The sequence below is a fragment of the Xenorhabdus santafensis genome (assembly GCF_033949405.1).
In the GTDB taxonomy this organism is placed as follows: domain Bacteria; phylum Pseudomonadota; class Gammaproteobacteria; order Enterobacterales; family Enterobacteriaceae; genus Xenorhabdus; species Xenorhabdus santafensis.
In genome coordinates, this window is the sequence record NZ_VCDN01000018.1 from 29,501 (window position 1) to 49,137 (window position 19,637).

General features: G+C 46.4%; 18 protein-coding genes. 12 read left to right on the forward strand and 6 right to left on the reverse strand.

Features of this window, described 5'->3' with window-relative positions; translation table 11 throughout:
• Positions 1-62: 62 nt before the first annotated feature.
• A complete protein-coding gene (locus FE392_RS05250) occupies positions 63-521 on the forward strand; it encodes a prepilin peptidase (protein ID WP_319929185.1) in 459 nt (152 codons plus the stop codon).
• 250 nt (positions 522-771) lie between these two features.
• Here FE392_RS05250 and FE392_RS05255 read toward each other — a convergent pair whose 3' ends face one another.
• Both FE392_RS05255 and FE392_RS05260 read right to left on the reverse strand, forming a co-directional pair.
• Positions 772-2,313 (reverse strand): MFS transporter, encoded by a 1,542-nt coding sequence (locus FE392_RS05255; protein WP_319929186.1) that lies wholly within the window; start codon positions 2,311-2,313, stop codon positions 772-774.
• Positions 2,314-2,330: 17 nt separating this feature from the next.
• Entirely contained in the window at positions 2,331-3,071 is a 741-nt protein-coding gene (locus FE392_RS05260) for an SDR family NAD(P)-dependent oxidoreductase (protein ID WP_319929187.1), read from the reverse strand.
• A 276-nt stretch (positions 3,072-3,347) separates the two neighbouring features.
• On the opposite strand from FE392_RS05260, the gene FE392_RS05265 reads away from it, so the two are divergent.
• A complete protein-coding gene (locus FE392_RS05265; RefSeq protein WP_319929229.1) occupies positions 3,348-3,968 on the forward strand; it encodes a TetR/AcrR family transcriptional regulator in 621 nt (206 codons plus the stop codon).
• Positions 3,969-4,072: 104 nt separating this feature from the next.
• Here FE392_RS05265 and FE392_RS05270 read toward each other — a convergent pair whose 3' ends face one another.
• Positions 4,073-4,957, reverse strand: a complete 885-nt coding sequence (locus FE392_RS05270) for an MBL fold metallo-hydrolase (protein WP_319929230.1) — start codon at positions 4,955-4,957, stop codon at positions 4,073-4,075.
• A 126-nt stretch (positions 4,958-5,083) separates the two neighbouring features.
• Between FE392_RS05270 and FE392_RS05275 the strand changes: the two genes are divergently transcribed.
• Positions 5,084-5,998, forward strand: coding sequence for a LysR family transcriptional regulator (locus FE392_RS05275; protein WP_319929188.1), 915 nt, complete (start codon positions 5,084-5,086; stop codon positions 5,996-5,998).
• On the opposite strand, the gene FE392_RS05280 is transcribed toward FE392_RS05275, so the two are convergent.
• Positions 5,981-6,910, reverse strand: a complete 930-nt coding sequence (locus FE392_RS05280) for a LysR family transcriptional regulator (protein WP_319929189.1) — start codon at positions 6,908-6,910, stop codon at positions 5,981-5,983. The two genes, FE392_RS05275 and FE392_RS05280, sit on opposite strands and share 18 nt — an antisense overlap.
• Positions 6,911-7,123: 213 nt before the next feature.
• On the opposite strand from FE392_RS05280, the gene lysA reads away from it, so the two are divergent.
• The gene (gene lysA, locus FE392_RS05285; protein ID WP_319929190.1) at positions 7,124-8,404 is read left to right on the forward strand and encodes a diaminopimelate decarboxylase; all 1,281 of its coding nucleotides are present in this window, start codon (positions 7,124-7,126) and stop codon (positions 8,402-8,404) included.
• 61 nt (positions 8,405-8,465) lie between these two features.
• Here the strand turns inward: lysA and fadE are convergent, their stop codons facing one another.
• Complete coding sequence (gene fadE, locus FE392_RS05290; RefSeq protein WP_319929191.1) at positions 8,466-10,913, reverse strand: acyl-CoA dehydrogenase FadE; 2,448 nt, start codon at positions 10,911-10,913, stop codon at positions 8,466-8,468.
• Positions 10,914-11,166: 253 nt separating this feature from the next.
• Between fadE and lpcA the strand changes: the two genes are divergently transcribed.
• Both lpcA and FE392_RS05300 read left to right on the forward strand, forming a co-directional pair.
• Positions 11,167-11,748 (forward strand): D-sedoheptulose 7-phosphate isomerase, encoded by a 582-nt coding sequence (gene lpcA / locus FE392_RS05295; RefSeq protein ID WP_092511555.1) that lies wholly within the window; start codon positions 11,167-11,169, stop codon positions 11,746-11,748.
• A 48-nt stretch (positions 11,749-11,796) separates the two neighbouring features.
• On the forward strand, positions 11,797-12,564 hold the full coding sequence (locus tag FE392_RS05300) for a class II glutamine amidotransferase (RefSeq protein WP_319929192.1): 768 nt from the start codon (positions 11,797-11,799) through the stop codon (positions 12,562-12,564).
• Here the strand turns inward: FE392_RS05300 and FE392_RS05305 are convergent.
• Positions 12,535-13,299, reverse strand: coding sequence for a L,D-transpeptidase family protein (locus tag FE392_RS05305; RefSeq protein ID WP_319929193.1), 765 nt, complete (start codon positions 13,297-13,299; stop codon positions 12,535-12,537). The two genes, FE392_RS05300 and FE392_RS05305, sit on opposite strands and share 30 nt — an antisense overlap.
• 421 nt (positions 13,300-13,720) lie before the next feature.
• On the opposite strand from FE392_RS05305, the gene FE392_RS05310 reads away from it, so the two are divergent.
• The 6 genes from FE392_RS05310 to nqrF are packed head-to-tail and all read left to right on the forward strand — an operon-like array spanning position 13,721 to position 19,562.
• Positions 13,721-15,064 carry a Na(+)-translocating NADH-quinone reductase subunit A gene (locus tag FE392_RS05310; protein WP_319929194.1) on the forward strand — a complete coding sequence of 448 codons (1,344 nt, stop codon included), beginning with the start codon at positions 13,721-13,723 and terminating at the stop codon, positions 15,062-15,064.
• Between the two features lie 3 nt (positions 15,065-15,067).
• On the forward strand, positions 15,068-16,306 hold the full coding sequence (locus FE392_RS05315; RefSeq protein WP_319929195.1) for an NADH:ubiquinone reductase (Na(+)-transporting) subunit B: 1,239 nt from the start codon (positions 15,068-15,070) through the stop codon (positions 16,304-16,306).
• Positions 16,299-17,093: a Na(+)-translocating NADH-quinone reductase subunit C gene (locus FE392_RS05320; protein ID WP_319929196.1), complete on the forward strand. Its 795-nt coding sequence runs from the start codon at positions 16,299-16,301 to the stop codon at positions 17,091-17,093. The genes FE392_RS05315 and FE392_RS05320 overlap by 8 nt, the downstream gene beginning before the upstream one ends.
• On the forward strand, positions 17,086-17,715 hold the full coding sequence (locus FE392_RS05325) for an NADH:ubiquinone reductase (Na(+)-transporting) subunit D (protein WP_319929197.1): 630 nt from the start codon (positions 17,086-17,088) through the stop codon (positions 17,713-17,715). Before FE392_RS05320 ends, FE392_RS05325 begins: the two co-directional genes overlap by 8 nt.
• Before the next feature lie 8 nt (positions 17,716-17,723).
• Positions 17,724-18,320, forward strand: a complete 597-nt coding sequence (nqrE, locus tag FE392_RS05330; RefSeq protein WP_038235359.1) for an NADH:ubiquinone reductase (Na(+)-transporting) subunit E — start codon at positions 17,724-17,726, stop codon at positions 18,318-18,320.
• 15 nt (positions 18,321-18,335) lie between these two features.
• Positions 18,336-19,562 (forward strand): NADH:ubiquinone reductase (Na(+)-transporting) subunit F, encoded by a 1,227-nt coding sequence (gene nqrF / locus FE392_RS05335; protein WP_319929198.1) that lies wholly within the window; start codon positions 18,336-18,338, stop codon positions 19,560-19,562.
• The last annotated feature ends 75 nt before the right edge of the window (positions 19,563-19,637 follow it).

Consider the following 19,637-nt stretch of genomic DNA (forward strand, 5'->3'; position numbering starts at 1 on the left):
TTTATAAATTTTTTTAAAAATAAAACAAAGGATGGTTTGTTATCTTAATTAACTTGGATTATATGATAGTCATGTTTTTTTGCAGCACGTTGCTATTATTATCTATTATTGATATTAAAACATATTACTTGCCGGATATTATCACTTTCCCTTTATTATGGCTTGGGATTTTATTTAATATCGATGGCAACTTGGTAACCATTAGGAGTGCAGTCTATGGCGCCATATCAGGGTATTTATTTTTGTGGTTTTTATATTGGTCATGTTTTTATCTCTTTAAAAAAGAAGGAATTGGTCAAGGCGATCTCAAATTAACCGCAGCGATAGGAGCATGGTTAGGTGTAGAAATGATACCAATTCTGATATTAATGGCCTCATTGTCTGGATTATTTGGATTTATATTATTAAGGTTAAAAAGAAAATCTTACCCTGACTTTATCGCTTTTGGGCCTTATTTATGTTTTTCGGCGATAATATTGTTGGGGTTTCACCTGAGCGATATTAATATCATGGATGGCTAATGTAATTCACTTTTAATGATTTTTATTTCTGATAGATTTTGTTTTTAATGTATATTATTTTTAATATGCTGTTCTTTGATAACCCGCGGCAGCAGCGATGGTTTAATATGCAATCGCTTGGCTGCGCGGGATAGGTGGAGCATATTTTCTGCGTCAGGTAGCAGTGAAAATAATAAAGCTCCCTTTTTATGGTAATTGACCTTGTGGCAATTAGCCTTGTGCTGATTGATCTTATGATACTTGACAGCATCTAAGAACGAGACGGTTTAAACTCATTTTCCGTATTAACTGCTTTTTCGTCGTGTGCATGCACGTGTCCAAGCAATGCGAAGATGACCAACGCTGTGAGAACAGCGGCACTCGACAAAATAAACAGCGTGGTCTGAAACGCAGTGTCGTAGCTATGCAGTACGGCATCGCCCAAACCCGGCAATAAGGCACTGGCACCTGCGACGTCGCCAATGGCGGCTCGGCTGGCGATTTGCCCGAGTGATGAATCAGAAACGATGTCCGAAAGACCGGCATGGATACGTGCTGCCAGCAGTGCGCCCAATACTGCCAATGCCACGCCATCGGCGGACACACGCACAGCATTGAAGATACCGGTTGCCATGCCTGCGCGTTCTTTCTCTACGACACTGACTGCCAGGCTGTCCATCAGGCCCCAAGGTAAACCGATGCCAATGCCAATCAACAACATTGGCCATAATAAAGTGCCATCGACAGCGCCTCCTGCAAGGGTCTTCCCGAGCAAAAACAACCCCAGAGCCAGAATCAGCAAGCCAATGCTAGAGAGCACGCCCGCTGACAGCCAACGTGCAAATATCCCAGCCAAGAAAGGCACTACCAGTAATGGTGCAGAAAGGGTAATCATTAACTGCCCGGCCTCCAGCGCACTGTAGCCATCCACGCTAATGAAACGCGCCGGTAGGATTACTATCAGAGCAATGTAGAAAAATGCGGGTGAAGCGCCGAGTATCTGTACGCCTACGAAGCGGGCGCTACGGAACAGAGACAGATCGAGCATCGGCCGAGCCTTATATCGTTCGATGATGACGAAAGTAATAAAAAGAACGACAGTAGCTACCAACGATATGATGACTCCGGTATTCCCCCAGCCATGCTCAGGTACAAGCAGCAGCCCGTAAGTCAACAGGGTAAGGAACCCCGTGAAGCTAATGGCTCCAGGCCAGTCCAGCCCTATCGCTTGTGGATCGCGTGACTCGTCGGCAGTAAAGAATGCCAAAACCAAGCTGATAATACTGAGTAGCCCGGTTGCCAAAAATACCCAGCGCCAGCCCGCAGTATCTGTCAACCAGCCAGCTACCAGTGGCCCAAAGGCCAGCGCCACACCGAAACAGGTTCCCAGAATACTGAACGCACGCGTGCGCAATGACCCGTGAAATACTTGTGCCAGAGTAGAAACACCACCGGCGAAGGCTACCGCGCCACCAGCGCCTTGCAGCAAGCGCAATGCATCCACCCACAGTATCGAAGGGGCGTAGGGAATGGCGAATGTGACTACGATGAATAATATTAAACCGAGTAACCAGACGCGCTTACGCCCATAGGTATCAGCCAGACTGCCGGCAGCCATCATCAGGCTGCCATAAGTGAGGATGTAACCATTCATTACCCAATTGAGTTGACCGGGTGTGCCTCCCAGTACCTGATGGATGGACGGCAACACGACCGCTGGGCCGGTGAAGCACAATGGCGTCAGGATGCCGGTCAGGCAAACGGTCAGTAACAGCAACCAGCGGCGTGCACCGGCATCATGTGTAGTCATCATGGGCTCCTTTTTAGAGACTAAGCGCTGAAACCGCCGTCCACGTCAAATACCGAACCAGTGATGAAATTCCCACCGTCGCCTGCCAGATGCAACACTGTGGCGGCAATGTCTTCGGGATGACCGAAAGCTGGCAGCACCAGCCCAGCGAGTGTCGAAGGCGCACGCGGGCCATCGGCTGGATTCATGTCAGTGTTCGTTGGGCCTGGCTGTACGAGATTGACCGTGATACGACGCGCACCCAAATCGCGTGCAACACCTTTGGTAAAACCAACCAAGGCTGCCTTGCTGGTGGCATATAAACTGAGACCAGATTTCCCTGTACGTGTGGCGAGGCAGCTGCCGATGGAAATAATGCGCCCGCCGTCGGGGAGGTATTTGGTCGCCTGCATGGTAGCGGCGAACACCGCTCGCAGATTGACAGAGATCGTGCGTTCAAAGTCGTCAAGCGTGAGTTGGTCGATAGTCCCTGTCAGGAAATTGCCGGCGTTGTTGACCAAAATATCCAATTGTCCGAGTTTGGCGACGATGGTATCTACTGCCGCGATGACTTGGTTGGCATCAGTGGCATCGGCAGCGATAATTTCGGCACGGCGACCGAGTGAGCGGATCTCGGCGGCCACTTCTTGTGCCTTGTCCTGAGATGTGCTGTAGGTGATAGCAATGTCCGCACCTTGTGCGGCCAAGGTGCGCGCGATAGCTGCACCAATTCCACGACTGCCTCCGGTAACGAGGGCGACTTTTCCTGCAAGTGAACTCATGTTGTGAACTCCTAGGTATAGTCAAAAATAAATGCCGTTCTTTCCCAGCCCCTGCCTGATGGCTGTCCTGTTTGTTGTACATATCTGGTTACCACAACAGACGGCGCACAGGCCAAGCTGGGTTTGCATATTATGTACCGATCGATATAAATATAGGGAGACGGTCTGACGTTGTCAATAACTTTTATATCGATTAGTATTTATGTGCATCTGTATCTATATAGAGTCATATTTATGCAGAACAGTATTTATGTTGTTGCACCAGAGGAGTCAGTTATGGCAAAAATGGGTCGTCCCCGTACTTTCAATCGTGATGAAGCTATCCAGCAGGCAATGAACTTGTTTTGGGAACACGGTTACGAATCCACATCCTTGTCGCTACTCAAAGCGGGCATCGGTGGCGGTATAACCGCCCCCAGTTTCTATGCTGCCTTCGGCTCCAAGGAAGCGCTGTTTCGAGAGGTCGTGGAACGGTATATCGCCACGCACGGCCAAGTCGTCGCCAGTTTATGGGATGAAAGCCTTTCACCACGCCAAGCTATTGAACTTTCTTTGCGTCGCTCTGCAAAGATGCAAACTGAATCAGGCCACCCTAAAGGGTGTTTGCTGGTGCTGTCGACCAGCGCTTGTTCGCCGGAACATGAGCATGTACAGAAGTTGCTTGCCAAACAGCGTGAACGCACGAATGAAGGGTTTCGACAGTGTGTACAGCGTGCCGTCAATTCTGGGGAATTGCCTGCTGATATCGATATACAGGCTTTTGCTGCTGTTTTTTATTGTTTTCTCGGTGGGTTGTCCATACTGGCGCGTGATGGCGTATCTGGTGCTGTGCTGGATGCAGCGGTGACGGAAATTATGCGCAATTGGGATGTGCGTGCTGCTTCTATGGCAGGGTAGATGCTGTTAGCTCTTGCCGGAATGCTTCTATCAGTGTTATTGCCCTGCGGGAAAAAAGCAGTATCGGACGCTGCTTTTTACAGCGTCCGGTATGCATTATCAGATTATTGAGGCCACTTCATTTCGCCTTTCAACACCTTGGCACCCATCTCCAGACTGGATTCATCAGCAAGGTTTGGATAGTGTTTTTTCATCGCGGCAATCAACGCTTCGGAATCTTTTGCTTTTGGCAACTCTTTTTCCAGGGTCGTCAGATAGTTTTGCGTGAAACTCACGGATTCCAATGACATTGATGAATTCCCCAGATAATGGCTTGGTACAACCGTATCTGGTTTTAATTTTTTAATGCGATCTAAAGTTTGTACCCAATGTTGGCGTGATTCTTTAGTTTGAGTATCAGCAGTCCAAACATGAATGTTGTCTGAAACGATAACACCACCGACAACGGCTTTCAGTTTCGGTATCCAGATAAATGTACGATCTGCGGCTGGGCCGTCCAAACCTTCAACAATCAGTTTCTCACCATCAACCATAAAAGTGTTGCCTTTCAATGGCTCAGGTACAACGATTTTTTTAGGCGCCTGATCTGCCAGAATTTCACCCCAATAGGCCAATTTACCTTCTTTGGTTTCATTGATGGCTTTAATGGTTTCAGGTGATGCAATGATTTTGGCGTCAGGGAACGCATCCGTTATCACATCAAGACCAAAGTAAAAATCGGGATCAGAATGGCTGATGTAAATCGTTGTTAATTTTTTGCCTGTCTGCTGGATCATTTTTACCAGCTTTTGTGCATCGTTTTTCTTAAACTGAGCGTCGATCAGGACAACTTCACGGTCACCACTGATAATTTCTGAAGAAACAGGGAAAATGCCTTTTTCACCCGGATTGTAGATATCCATCTTGAGTTCGGCAGCTTGAGCCAGTGCTGTCATTCCCAAAGAAAGGGTCGCCGCCAGAGCGATAGTTGATGTTGTTTTGCGAGCCATCATTGAATTCCTATATCAAAATGCGTGTTTGCTTGAATGACACGTATGATAAGTTGCATGTTTCGATTTAAAAACACCATAATCAGCAATTATTTGTTGCGTATATCGATCTAATGGGTGGTTGAAATGGACAGGATCACAGCAGCACAAGTATTTGTGACGATTGTTGAGCAAGGAAGTTTAATTGCAGCGGCAGAACGGTTGGATATGTCGAGGGCAATGGTGTCACGTTATTTGGCTGAAATGGAAAAATGGGCGGGAATCCGTTTATTGCATCGCACAACGCGTAAAATTAGCCTGACGTCGGCAGGGGAGAGTGTTTATCCGCGCTGTCTTAAATTAATAGAATTGGCGGAAGCCATGCCTGTGCAACAATCATTGGAAGCACAGACATTGCGGGGATCGTTGCGTGTCAGTTGTTCTCAATCATTGGGCATGAGTGCACTGGCGGTTGCCATTCCAGAATTTATGCGGATATATCCACAAATTGCGGTCAATCTGCAAATGAATAATAAAGTTGTTAATTTGATAGAAGAGCGGGTTGATTTGGCGATACGCATTACTAACAATCTGGAGCCAAATCTGATTGCTCGTCCATTATCGACCTGCCATTCCATTATTTGCGCAGCCCCATCTTATCTGGCGAAGCAAGCGTCTCCTAAAAACCCTGAAGATTTAGCATCACATAATTGCCTGACTTATAATTTTTTCGGCAAGAGTTTGTGGGTATTTGAAAAACAGGATGAATACTATTCCGTTCCAGTCAGTGGCACATTAAGTGCCAATGAGTCCACGGTATTAATGGAAGCTGCGTTGCAAGGGGCAGGGATTGCAATGCAACCTTATTATTCTGTTGCTTCTTATTTAATGTCGGGGCAGTTAGTGGAGCTGCTGCCGGATTATCAACCTCAGGCAATGGGAATTTATGGTATTTATGCCAGCCGGCAAAATATGCCGGCGACTTTGCGTGTATTGTTGGATTTTTTGGTGAACTGGTTTGCTACTTCAGAGTATTGGCAGAAATTAATGCTGAAACGCTGAGGATAATTTTTCAGGAAATAAAAGGATTTGCTGTTTTAAGTGAGTGATAAAAGCCTCAACGGGCTCTGAGGTAGGGCGATGTATTGGCTTGATTAGGCTTACGGTAAAAGGAATGTTGATACTGAATGGACGAATGCAAATATCGGCATTCCTATCCAAGTAGTCCAAGGCCGTGAGTGGGTTGACGATTGATATACCGATGCCCTCGCTGATCATGGCACAAATTGAGGCTGTACTGTGGGTTTCCATCACCATTTTTCGGTTGACATGATGCTCAGTGAATATTGCATCAATGAGCTGTCGATAACTGTCTGTTATCGACAGGCTGATAAAGTTCTGCCCGTGAAAATCTTCTGGTGTCAGGTGTGATTTTTGACTAAGTGGGTGATTGGCGGGTAGAACGCAAACCTCATTTAAAGTCATCAAGGTTTCTTGCACAGTGCCTGCGGGAGTCTGCAAATGCTCGGTTAAACCGAAATCGTGACGTTGCGCTGAAAGCCATTCTTCCAACAAAGGAGACTCCTGCGGAATGATAGTCAATTTCGCCTCAGGATAACGCTGGATAAAGTTACTGCAAACTTTGGGAAGCAGAGATTGCGAGAACATTGGCAAACAGGCGATGGACAACTGGGCATCTTCAAATTGGCGGATACTGTCTGCCGCATTGATTATTCTCTCCAAGCCATAGTAAGAACGTTGAACCTCTTCAAATAACCGCAACCCCTGTACTGTAGGAAACAAGCGCCCTTTGATGCGATCAAATAATTTTAGTTTCAGTAATTTTTCAAGCCGGGCAAGTTCACGACTGACTGTCGGTTGAGACGTTTTCAACAAGATCGCAGCATCTGTCAGATTATTAGTGGTCATGACTGCGTGAAAAATCTCAATATGTCGCCATGAACAGGGATGCATATATTTTCCTTTTGTTGTGTATGTCCGCTGGAATGGTACGTTCACGATAGGCAGGCACGATATTGTCATACCACGTAAATATTATACCAAAAAATGGCTCTAAAAATAGCCAGATTTATATCATGGATGAATAGAGTGTTAATAAATGGATATTTTTTTCCTGTTTTGTTGTTGCCCATAATGAAGCCTCTGCTGATTCTGTAAGGTACTTCAATGACAACTGCAACTTTTGCCCCCAATTTTGGGAAATATTTTACCCAAGAGCACCTTTCTCAATTACCTCATCAATATGGAACTCCGCTATGGGTTTACGATGGGGATAGCATCATTCAGCAAATCGAGAAATTAAAACAGTTTGATGTTATTCGATTTGCGCAGAAAGCGTGCTCCAATACTCATATTCTGCGTCTGATAAGAGAGCAGGGCGTTAAAGTTGATGCGGTATCATTGGGCGAAATTGAACGGGCGCTGTATGCGGGTTTTCAGCCGGGAAGGGAAAAATCAGAAATTGTATTTACTGCTGATGTGATTGATGAAGCAACACTAGCCCGTGTTATTGAACTGGATATTCCTGTCAACGTTGGTTCCATTGATATGCTGGATCAGATTGGTGAACGACAGGCCGGTCATCCTGTCTGGCTACGCATCAATCCCGGATTTGGGCACGGGCATAGCCAAAAAACGAATACAGGTGGCGAAAACAGTAAACATGGAATTTGGTATCAGGAAATTACTTCTGCGATTGAAAAAATTCGCCACAACGGTTTGAAATTGATGGGCTTGCATATGCACATTGGCTCAGGCGTAGACTATCAGCATCTCGCCAACGTATGTAATGCGATGGTGGAACAGGTCATATTGTGTGGGGAAGATATTCAGGCTATTTCAGCCGGAGGGGGATTATCGATTCCTTACAATACCGGCGAAGAAGCCGTGGATACGGAACACTATTATAGTTTGTGGCATGAAGCCCGTGAGCGCATCGAGCAACATTTGGGGCATCATGTTGAGTTGGAAATCGAACCGGGGCGTTTCTTGGTTGCTCAATCCGGTATTTTAATGGCAGAAGTACGGGCAGTGAAATCAATGGGAAGCCGCCATTATGTGCTGGCAGATGCGGGATTCAATGATTTGATGCGCCCGGCAATGTATGGCTGTTATCACCATATTTCAGTCTTGCCTGCAACTGCTCGCGACAATAGCCATCATTTACAGGAAAGCGATTTGCAGGAAACTTTGGTCGCCGGGCCATTGTGTGAATCAGGTGACGTTTTTACCCAGCTGGAGGGAGGCGAAGTTATACCGCGTATGCTGCCTCGCGTTCAGGTCGGTGATTATCTGATTTTTCATGATACTGGAGCTTACGGCGCTTCCATGTCTTCTAATTATAATAGCCGCCCTTTGATCCCTGAGGTTTTATTCACCAAAGGTCAGGCTCGTTTGATTCGCCGCCGCCAGACGATAGAAGAGCTGTTATTGCTGGAGTCTGTTTAAAATAAAATACGGGGCGCTTTATGTCCCCGTATTTGTCTTATTTACCTTTCTTTAATCAGAGTCAGGCTATTTTGATTTGACGCTCACTTTCAGGCTTTTTTATTGCGTGTGGAACAGCAAAAGCATCCGCCTCAAACTCATCGACATTGATTGAACGCAACCGGCTGTTTTCAGCACGTTTCAGAACATTCGCCTCTTCCTGAGTGATTTTATTTTCTGCCAACGCTTTTTCAGCCAGTTTATCCAAGCGGGTAAAACTCAGATTTTTGCCTGCTTCACGACTTAAACGGGCATGGATTGGCTCTGCTGCGAGGATATCGAGCAATGCTTCTTCCAATAATCCGTGAGGGTTGTGCTCGCTCGGTGTCAGGTATTGACCGCGCCCGATACGGCTACGGGTTGCAGAAGGTGTCTGTAATATCTGAGCCAGCTTGTGATCCAGCCTATCGGATGGCGCAGTATGTACACGGCCTAATGGGAAGACGATGGCACGCATCAAGCCAGCAACCAGACGGTTCGGGAAATTGCGCAGTAAGTCATTCATCGCCAGCTCTGCTTGATTCAGGCTATCTTCTACAGCCCATTGAACCAATGGCAAATCTTCTTTCTGGCGGCCTTCATCTTCATAGCGTTTCAATGCAGCGGAAGCCAGGAAAATTTGGCTCAGAATATCACCCAAGCGTGCTGAAACGCGTTCACGACGTTTCAGGCTGCCGCCCAATACGCCCATAGAGACATCAGAAAGCAGGGCAAGGTTGGCACTTAATCTATTGATCTGCTGGTAATAACGACGAGTTGCGTCATTCACAGGCGATTTACTGGTTCTGCCCTTGGTAAGGCCGAGCCACAGGCTGCGCAGCGTGTTGCTGGCAACATGACCGAGATGACCAAACAGCGCCTTATCAAAGGCTTTCACGTTGTTATTTTCTGCCGCAGCGATTTCAGCCAAGACATAAGGATGGCAGCGAATTGCACCCTGACCGAAGATTATCAGACTGCGGGTCAAGATGTTCGCGCCTTCTACTGTAATGGCAATTGGTGCGCCCTGATAACTGCGGGCAAGGAAGTTGGATGGCCCAAGGCAAATGCCTTTACCGCCAGCGATATCCATTGCATCGATGAAGGCGCGTTGCCCTCTGTGAGTACAGTGGTACTTCACGATAGCCGAAAGAACGGCAGGTTTTTCACCCAGCATAATGCCAGTGGTAATCATGGTTGCTGCTGCATCCATGACGTAAGAGTTACCGGCGATACGCGCCAATGGCTCTTCAATGCCTTCCATTTTACCGATGGATACTTTGAACTGGCGGCGGATATGGGAGTAAGCCCCGATCGCCATGGCAGCACTTTTCAACCCACCTGTAGCATTGGATGGCAGGGTAATGCCACGGCCAACAGACAGACATTCAACCAGCATTCTCCAGCCTTGGCCTGCCATTTTTGGCCCACCGATGATGTAATCGATAGGAACAAAAATATCTTTACCGCGGGTTGGGCCATTTTGGAATGGAATATTCAGCGGGAAGTGGCGCTTGCCAATTTCAACACCCGGAGTGTTGGTTGGGATCAAGGCACAGGTGATGCCCAGAGATTCAGTATCACCCAGCAGATGATCAGGATCGTACAGTTTGAACGCTAAACCCAGTACGGTAGCGATAGGAGCCAACGTAATATAGCGTTTATTCCAGTTCAGGCGCATACCAAGAACTTGCTTACCTTCCCATTCGCCCATACAGACGATGCCTGTATCCGGAATAGAGCCAGCATCAGAGCCAGCTTCAGGGCTGGTTAAAGCAAAACAAGGGATCTCTTCACCACGGGCCAGACCTGGCAGGTAGTGTTTTTTCTGCTCGTCTGTACCGTAGTGTTGCAGTAATTCACCTGGGCCCAAAGAGTTAGGTACACCAACAGTAATTGCCAGAATACCGGATACCCCAGACAGTTTTTGCAGTACCTGAGATTGAGCGTAAGCGGAAAATTCCAGACCACCGAATTCTTTCTTGATGATCATGGCGAAGAAACGGTGTTCTTTCAGATAATTCCAAAGCTCTGGCGGTAAGTCAGCCAATTCATGGGAAATTTGAAAATCATTTGCCATGCGGCAGGCTTCTTCTACCGGGCCATCAATAAAGGCTTGCTCTTCAGCAGTCAATTGTGGCTTGGGGTAGTTATGCATTTTTTGCCAGTCAGGATTACCGCTGAACAGATCGCCTTCCCACCAAGTTGTGCCTGCATCAATGGCTTCTTTCTCTGTTGTGGACATGCTTGGCATGACTTTGCGGAAAGTTTTCAGGCCAGGGGCAGAGAATAGAGAAATACGTGTCGGTGTGAAGATAAGCGGTAAAAGAACAATCGCTAAGGGTAACAGCAGCCAGTAACTCCAAAGGCCAGCCATACTCATGACAATGGTATAGGCAGCAAGCAGTAAGCTACTGACAACCAAGCTGACTTTGTGGTAGCAAAGCCCGCCGATCAAGACTAAAAATAAGATAATGCTGAGAGCGGTCATAGTAAAACTCCTGTAAATCTCAGGTTGAGTTGTCAGAGGTCTGACCTGTTGTGATGTCCTTCTTTTTTAGATGAGGAAAAGGCAATTATCAATATATTTACATCTTAATTACAATCCAGCTCACAAAGTCACTCAAGTTTTGTACGCAATAATTTCACTGGGAGGCAATGGCATCTTCATTCAAAGGGGGGAATCCGTTACACTGAGCGGCTGATGTTATTAATCCCGAAGACCTTTCAGGAGTATGAGTCCCATGTATCAAGATCTGATCCGCAGTGAATTATCTGAAGCCGCAGACACGCTGGCTAAATTCCTCAATGATGATGCAAATATTAATGCTATCCAAGAAGCAGCGGTTTTGCTGGCTGATTCATTCAAGGCAGGAGGAAAAGTGCTTTCCTGTGGTAATGGCGGTTCACATTGTGACGCCATGCATTTTGCGGAAGAGTTGACTGGCCGCTACCGGGAAAACCGTCCGGGTTATCCGGGCATTGCGATTTCTGATCCAAGCCACTTGTCTTGTGTAAGCAATGACTTTGGTTACGATTATGTTTTTTCCCGTTACCTTGAAGCCGTTGGTCAAAAAGGTGATGTTTTGTTGGGGATTTCGACGTCAGGAAATTCCGGCAATATTATCAAAGCCATTGAAGCCGCTCGTGCCAAGGGCATGAAAGTGATTACTTTAACCGGTAAAGACGGTGGGAAAATGGCGGGAACGGCAGATGTTGAAATCAGAGTACCGCATTTTGGTTATGCCGATCGCATCCAGGAAATTCACATCAAGGTGATTCATATCTTGATTCAATTGATTGAAAAAGAAATGGTGAAAGCCTGATTCTTATCCGCTGGGGTAGAAGGCAGGAGCAGTTGTTAGGGGTAGGCAATGTGTGAATTACTTGGCATGAGTGCCAATGTACCAACAGATATCGTTTTCAGTCTGAGTGGGCTTATTCAACGAGGTGGGCACACCGGCCCTCACAAGGATGGTTGGGGGGTTACTTTTTATGAAGGGTTGGGATGCCGGACGTTTAAAGACCACGAATCCAGCTGTCGCTCCCCCGTGGCGCAATTTGTGCAGGGCTGCCCGATTAAATCGGAAGTGATTGTCGCCCATATTCGCCAAGCAAACCGCGGTAATGTTTCTCTGGTAAATACCCATCCATTTACCCGTGAGCTTTGGGGTAAATATTGGACTTATGCCCACAATGGACAATTGAAAGGGTTTCGTAGTCTGAAAACGGGGCATTTCCGCCCGGTTGGTGAAACGGATAGTGAGTGGGCATTTTGCTGGATATTGCATCAATTGTCCCTAAAGTATCCTAAGCGGCCTTCTAACTGGAAGCCTGTATTTAAATTCATTGCATCATTGGCCGATGAGTTGAGAAAGAAAGGGGTTTTCAATATGCTGTTGTCAGACGGGCAGTTTGTGATGGCCTACTGTTCAACTCAATTACATTGGATTACCCGTCGCGCTCCTTTTGGCAGGGCAAAGTTGCTTGATCAGGATGTGGAGATTGATTTTCAGCAGCATACCCAACCCGGGGATGTCGTATCAGTCATCGCGACTCAACCTTTAACCGGCAATGAAAGTTGGCATCGGATTGAACCAGGGAGCTATGTGCTATTCCATTTTGGTGAGCGTATGGTTTGATTCAGTGTTTCCGGTGAGAGGTTGCTTTTCGGGATCTGCATTAACGATGTATTGCCCGCCTATTATGCTGACATTGGCAGGAACACCATGTTTGGCAAAGTACTCATAGGCGGGCTGCAACTGTTCCCAAAAAGGGTAATTGTCGTTGTTTTTATGCCTCATCATATTCTGTGATGTCATCCTGAAGGGATAAATATTGATCTTGATTTCATGTTGTCCGTGATACAGTGCACTTTCCGTATATTGATATATTTCATCCATATAGCGATTGGTCATGGCATAGCAGCCAATAGACTTGCATTCACCATGAATCATTAAGTTACTGCCGGAATAACCTCTGGATTTATCAAACTCATTGGGGAAACCCAGATTAATGGCTCGATAGTAGCGGCTATTCGGCTTTAACTGTTTAAGCCTGACGTGATAAAACCCTTCGGGGCTTTTAAAGTCTCCTGGCAATATTTTGGGGCCAAGCCCACCAGAATAACTACAGATCGGGTAACTTTGAGCCAACTGGTAACGGCCTTCGCTATTTTTTGTGTAAATTTCAAGAAGTTTCTCTTCTTTGAGTATTTGGATGAAAACTTCAGCACCAAGCTGTTTTAAGAGTGTCTTTTGGCGCGGCAAATTGAGCCACGATGAAGGCGGCGGTTGTATGGTTGCCTGTGCGATAGCCGAAAGTGGAATATGAAACAGTAATAGGTTTACTGAAAGAGAAAAAATGATTTTTTTCATAAAGTAACCGAATGCAAGGGTGTGAAGATATTAAAATCCAGAATGCAAAATGACTAAATTTTAGTGAAAGGTTGAGTAAAAGATAGCAGTGATAACTGACCTATGTGAAGATACTTTTTGGTTAAAAAGTATTCTGGTGTAGGTAAAGATGAGCGTTTAACTCGTCTTTCTCGAGTAGTCAACGGTTCAGCAGAGAAATTATTCTTATTTGCTTGAACTAAGTCACTTGATTATTCAGACAGCCAGTGGGGGAAATGTTAGAATTACCGCCGGCGAAAATTAAGAGAAAATTGTAACAATTATCGGAGTGAATAACTTGAGCCATGTATCGCTCAAGCTGTTTTTAATTTACTGAAGTCGCTGCTTTACCCCAAGGGTAATTGGTAGCATATGATTTAATTGATAAACTTGTGCAAATCTTATGATTAAAATTAAAAAAGGACTCGACCTCCCGATAGCAGGAGCGCCTGCCCAAGTTATAGAAGACGGTCCGACAATTCGCCATGTTGCTTTACTTGGCGAAGAATATGTTGGAATGCGTCCTTCTATGCTGGTGAAGGAAGGTGAGCATGTCAAAAAAGGGCAAATTCTTTTTGAAGATAAAAAGAATCCAGGGGTTGTTTTCACTAGTCCCGCAAGCGGAAAAATTGTAACCATCGCTCGCGGCGAACGCCGTATCCTGCAATCTGTTGTGATTGAAGTGAATGGCGATGAGAAGGTGATGTTTGATTGTTATGATCGTGCAGAACTTGCTGGCCTGAGCCGTGAACAAGTAGAAAAAAATCTGCTTGCATCAGGGTTGTGGACAGCACTGCGTACACGTCCTTTCAGTCGTTCTCCTGTTCCCGGTTCCACACCAAAGGCTATCTTCGTCACAGCAATGGATACCCAGCCACTGGCTGCTGATCCATTGGTTGTCATTGCGGCACAGGAAGAGGCCTTTGTTGATGGCCTGAATATTCTGTCAAAATTGACAGATGGAAAAATCCATGTCTGTCATGGCGCTGGAAATCTTCCAAACGCAGGAAACAATACTCAAATTACCTATAACCAATTTGCCGGGCCACACCCAGCAGGTCTGGTTGGTACTCATATTCATTTTCTTGAACCTGTCAGTATCCAAAAAACGGTGTGGCATCTAGGTTATCAGGATGTTATTGCCATCGGTAAGCTGTTCACGTCAGGTGAGCTTTACGTTGAGCGTGTGGTATCTTTGGGCGGCCCTCAGGTTAAAACGCCACGTTTAGTGCGTACCCGTCTGGGCGCTGACTTACTGGAACTGACACAAAATCAACTGAAAGAAGGTGAAAACCGCATTATTTCTGGTTCTGTGCTGTGCGGTACAAAATCGGATGATGTCCATCATTACCTTGGTCGTTTCCACTCTCTGGTTTCTGTACTGGCCGAAGGCCGTGAAAAAGAGCTGTTTGGCTGGATTGCGCCAGGAATTAATAAGTTCTCCATTACCCGTACCACAATTGGTCACTTCCTGAAAAAGAAACGCTTTGCTTTCTCGACCTCCACGAATGGTGGTGAGCGCTCCATGGTGCCAATTGGTAACTACGAACGTGTGATGCCGTTGGACATCATGGCAACACATCTGCTGCGTGACTTGCTTGCAGGCGATACTGACAGTTCTCAGGCACTGGGTTGTCTGGAGCTGGATGAAGAAGATTTGGCATTGTGTACCTATGTTTGCCCCGGCAAATATGAGTACGGTCCGGTATTGCGTGACATGCTGACTAAGATTGAGCTGGAAGGGTAATTCATGGGCCTGAAAAATTTATTTGAAAAAGTAGAACACCACTTTGAGGCCGGTGGCAAACTGGAAAAATATTATCCTCTTTATGAGGCAGTTAGCACCGTTTTCTATACTCCGGGTACAGTGACAAAAGGGCGTGCCCACGTCCGTGATGCCATCGATCTCAAGCGTATGATGATCTTGGTATGGATGTCTGTTTTTCCGGCTATGTTCTGGGGCATGTATAACGTTGGTAATCAGGCCATTCCGGCACTGACCCATTTATACAGCGGAGATGCGTTACAGCAGGTTTTGGCTTCTGACTGGCACTACGTGCTTGCCCAGTATCTTGGTGCTTCATTGACACCTGATGCAGGCTGGGGCAGCAAAATGTTGCTGGGAGCGACCTACTTCCTGCCAATTTATGCCGTGGTTTTTGTGGTGGGTGGTTTCTGGGAAGTGCTGTTCGCCATTATCCGCAAACATGAAATTAATGAAGGTTTCTTCGTCAGTTCAATTCTGTTTGCGTTGATTGTTCCGCCAACCTTGCCATTATGGCAAGCAGCCATCGGGATTACCTTCGGTATTGTGGTTGCCAAGGAGATCTTCGGTGGTACAGGGCGTAACTTCCTGAACCCTGCTCTGGCTGGTCGTGCTTTCTTGTTCTTTGCTTATCCGGCTCAGATTTCAGGTGATTTGGTTTGGACGGCAGCTGATGGTTTTTCTGGTGCGACTCCTCTGTCTCAATGGGCAACTTCAGGTAGCCACGGCCTGTTAAATACCATTACTGGGCAGCCAGTCACATGGATGGACGCTTTCATTGGTAATATCCCTGGTTCAATCGGTGAAGTTTCCACGCTGATGATCTTTATCGGTGGTGCCATCATTCTGTTTGCCCGTATCGCTTCATGGCGCATTGTCGCTGGTGTGATGCTCGGTATGATTGCGACTTCTTACCTGTTTAATCTGATTGGCTCTACCACTAATCCAATGTTTGCTATGGAGTGGTATTGGCATATGGTTCTGGGTGGCTTTGCTTTCGGTATGATCTTTATGGCGACTGATCCGGTATCCGCTGCATTTACGGACAAAGGTAAATGGGCATACGGTATTCTGATTGGTGCCATGTGTGTTCTTATCCGAGTAGTAAACCCAGCTTACCCGGAAGGAATGATGTTGGCGATTCTGTTCGCTAACCTGTTCGCGCCACTGTTCGATTATCTGGTCGTACAGGCCAATATTAAGCGGAGAAAAGCCCGTGGCTAATGATAAACCAAAAAATAATGACAGCATTGGTAGAACGTTTCTCGTTGTTTTTGTGCTGTGCCTTGTCTGTTCGATTGTGGTTGCTGGATCAGCCGTAGGCCTGAAAGCACAGCAGCAAGAACAAAAGCAGCTGGATAAACAGCGTAATATTTTGGATGTAGCCGGTTTATTGAAACCCGGTATGACAACTGCGGAAATTAAAGAGATTTATAACAGCCGTATCCAGCCTGAATTGCTTGATTTGAAAACAGCAACGCTGGAAAAAAGTCATGGCGATTTTGATCTGAATAATGCATTACGCAGTGATGAAAACAGTATTGCTTTGCCGCCAGGACAGGATTTGGCAAAAATCCGCCGTCGCGCCAATATGGCAGAAATCTATTTGGTGAAAGATGAAGCCGGTAAAACGACTGAACTGGTTCTGCCTATCTACGGATCTGGTTTGTGGTCAATGATGTACGCCTTTATTTCCATTGATGTAGACGGTGTGACATCTCGTGGTATCAGTTATTACTCTCATGGTGAAACCCCGGGCTTGGGTGGAGAAGTTGATAACCCTCAGTGGCGCAAGCAATGGATAGGTAAAAAACTCTATAACCCGCAAGGTGTTCCAGCACTTAAGATCGTTCGTGGTGGTGCAGGTGATAATCCTTACGGTGTAGATGGTTTATCCGGAGCAACCCTGACCTCCAACGGTGTTCAGCATATGTTTGATTTCTGGTTGGGTGATGATGGTTTTGGCCCGTTCCTGAAAAAAGTACGTGAGGGAGCCTTGAAAGATGGCTGATAGTAAAGAGATAAAACGCGTCCTTCTTGGGCCGCTGTTTGACAATAACCCAATTGCATTGCAGGTCTTGGGGGTGTGTTCGGCGCTGGCTGTGACCACCAAGCTGGAAACTGCATTGGTTATGACGATTGCTGTGACACTGGTTACAGCGTTTTCTAACTTTTTCATTTCATTGATCCGCAACTACATTCCGGGCAGTGTGCGCATTATTGTACAGATGGCAATTATTGCATCACTGGTTATCGTGGTAGACCAAGTCTTGCGGGCTTATGCTTACGAAATTTCCAAACAATTATCGGTGTTTGTCGGTCTTATTATTACGAACTGTATCGTAATGGGACGTGCTGAAGCCTACGCGATGAAATCACCGCCTGTTGAAAGTTTCATGGACGGTATCGGTAACGGCTTAGGCTACGGCGTGATTTTGTTACTGGTTGGCTTCCTGCGTGAATTGTTTGGTTCAGGGAAATTGTTAGGTATTACGGTGTTGGAATCTGTCAAAAATGGCGGTTGGTATCAGCCAAATGGCCTGTTCCTGCTGGCACCGAGTGCGTTCTTCATTATTGGTATGCTGATTTGGGGTCTGCGGACTCTGAAACCTGCGCAGGTTGAGAAGGAGTAACAAACAAAATGGAACACTATATTAGTTTGTTTGTCCGCGCAGTCTTTATCGAGAACATGGCGTTATCTTTCTTCCTCGGTATGTGTACGTTTCTGGCGGTATCAAAGAACGTGAAGACGGCTTTTGGCCTTGGTGTTGCCGTAACGGTTGTATTGGGTATTTCTGTTCCTGCCAACAACCTTGTCTACAATCTGGTACTCCGTGACGGAGCCTTGATGGATGGGGTTGACCTCAGCTTCTTGAACTTCATCACCTTTATCGGGGTGATTGCTGCACTGGTACAGATTCTGGAAATGATCCTGGATCGCTATGTTCCGGCACTTTACAACGCGTTGGGCATTTTCCTGCCGTTGATTACCGTAAACTGTGCGATTTTCGGTGGCGTTTCTTTCATGGCACAGCGTGACTACAATTTCAGTGAATCCATCGTATATGGCTTCGGCTCAGGTATGGGCTGGATGCTGGCGATTGTCCTGATGGCTGCTATCCGTGAAAAAATGAAATACGCGGACGTTCCGGCGGGCCTGAAAGGGTTGGGGATCACCTTTGTCACTACTGGCTTGATGGCATTGGGCTTTATGTCCTTCTCCGGTGTGCAGCTCTAAAGGCGAGAAGAATTCATGGATATAATCATTTTAGGCGTAGTAATGTTTACCCTGATTGTGTTGGTACTGACGGCAATGATTTTGTTCGCAAAATCTAAGTTAGTGAACACCGGGGATATTAAGGTTGAAGTTAACAGTGATGCAGAGAAAAGCTTTTCTGCTCCCGCTGGTGACAAGTTGATTAATGTGCTTTCCAATCAGGGGATTTTTGTATCTTCTGCTTGTGGCGGTGGTGGCTCTTGTGGTCAGTGTCGTGTGACAATCAAAGAAGGCGGCGGTGATATCCTGCCGACCGAACTGTCTCACATTAATAAGCGTGAAGCGAAAGAAGGTTGTCGTTTGGCATGTCAGGTCAATGTTAAACAAGACTTGAAAATCGAGTTGCCAGAGGAAATTTTCGGCGTCAAGAAATGGGAATGTGAAGTTATCTCCAACGATAACAAAGCGACTTTCATTAAAGAATTGAAACTGAAAATTCCTGAGGGTGAAGTCGTGCCATTCCGTGCCGGTGGTTACATTCAGATTGAGTGTCCGCCACACGTAGCCCGTTATGCTGACTATGACGTACCAGAGGAATACCGCGAAGATTGGGATAAATTCAATCTGTTCCGTTATGTTTCTGAAGTCAAGGAGCCGACAGTTCGTGCATACTCAATGGCGAACTATCCGGAAGAGCACGGCATTATCATGCTGAACGTGCGTATTGCGACTCCACCGCCAAGAAATCCGGATGTTACTCCGGGTATCATGTCCTCTTACATCTGGTCGTTGAAAGCCGGTGATAAGGTGACGATTTCTGGCCCATTCGGTGAGTTCTTTGCGAAAGACACTGATGCAGAAATGATCTTCATCGGTGGTGGTGCAGGTATGGCGCCAATGCGTTCTCACATCTTTGACCAGCTCAACCGTTTGAATTCCAAGCGTAAGATCACCTTCTGGTATGGTGCACGTTCTAAGCGTGAAATGTTCTATACTGAAGATTTCGACCGTTTGGCAGCAGAAAACGAGAACTTTACCTGGCATGTGGCGTTGTCTGATGCCCTGCCGGAAGATAATTGGGATGGTTACACAGGCTTTATCCATAATGTCCTGTATGAAAACTACCTGAAAGATCACCCGGCACCGGAAGACTGCGAATTCTACATGTGTGGGCCTCCGGTCATGAATGCCGCGGTAATCAAGATGTTGAAAGATCTCGGTGTAGAAGATGAAAACATCATGCTGGATGATTTTGGCGGTTGATGATGTACCCAATATATTTCAAGTCGATAGATTTCAAGTTTCAGCCATCAGGGCGATAGCTTGAAAGGCGGCGAA

Bases quoted from the DNA above. Each gene is read 5' to 3' on its own strand.
- FE392_RS05250 (WP_319929185.1), top strand. From the start codon at position 63: ATGATAGTCATGTTTTTTTGCAGCACGTTGCTATTATTATCTATTATT.
- FE392_RS05255 (WP_319929186.1), bottom strand. From the start codon at position 2,313: ATGATGACTACACATGATGCCGGTGCACGCCGCTGGTTGCTGTTACTG.
- FE392_RS05260 (WP_319929187.1), bottom strand. From the start codon at position 3,071: ATGAGTTCACTTGCAGGAAAAGTCGCCCTCGTTACCGGAGGCAGTCGT.
- FE392_RS05265 (WP_319929229.1), top strand. From the start codon at position 3,348: ATGGCAAAAATGGGTCGTCCCCGTACTTTCAATCGTGATGAAGCTATC.
- FE392_RS05270 (WP_319929230.1), bottom strand. From the start codon at position 4,957: ATGGCTCGCAAAACAACATCAACTATCGCTCTGGCGGCGACCCTTTCT.
- FE392_RS05275 (WP_319929188.1), top strand. From the start codon at position 5,084: ATGGACAGGATCACAGCAGCACAAGTATTTGTGACGATTGTTGAGCAA.
- FE392_RS05280 (WP_319929189.1), bottom strand. From the start codon at position 6,910: ATGCATCCCTGTTCATGGCGACATATTGAGATTTTTCACGCAGTCATG.
- lysA (WP_319929190.1), top strand. From the start codon at position 7,124: ATGACAACTGCAACTTTTGCCCCCAATTTTGGGAAATATTTTACCCAA.
- fadE (WP_319929191.1), bottom strand. From the start codon at position 10,913: ATGACCGCTCTCAGCATTATCTTATTTTTAGTCTTGATCGGCGGGCTT.
- lpcA (WP_092511555.1), top strand. From the start codon at position 11,167: ATGTATCAAGATCTGATCCGCAGTGAATTATCTGAAGCCGCAGACACG.
- FE392_RS05300 (WP_319929192.1), top strand. From the start codon at position 11,797: ATGTGTGAATTACTTGGCATGAGTGCCAATGTACCAACAGATATCGTT.
- FE392_RS05305 (WP_319929193.1), bottom strand. From the start codon at position 13,299: ATGAAAAAAATCATTTTTTCTCTTTCAGTAAACCTATTACTGTTTCAT.
- FE392_RS05310 (WP_319929194.1), top strand. From the start codon at position 13,721: ATGATTAAAATTAAAAAAGGACTCGACCTCCCGATAGCAGGAGCGCCT.
- FE392_RS05315 (WP_319929195.1), top strand. From the start codon at position 15,068: ATGGGCCTGAAAAATTTATTTGAAAAAGTAGAACACCACTTTGAGGCC.
- FE392_RS05325 (WP_319929197.1), top strand. From the start codon at position 17,086: ATGGCTGATAGTAAAGAGATAAAACGCGTCCTTCTTGGGCCGCTGTTT.
- nqrE (WP_038235359.1), top strand. From the start codon at position 17,724: ATGGAACACTATATTAGTTTGTTTGTCCGCGCAGTCTTTATCGAGAAC.
- nqrF (WP_319929198.1), top strand. From the start codon at position 18,336: ATGGATATAATCATTTTAGGCGTAGTAATGTTTACCCTGATTGTGTTG.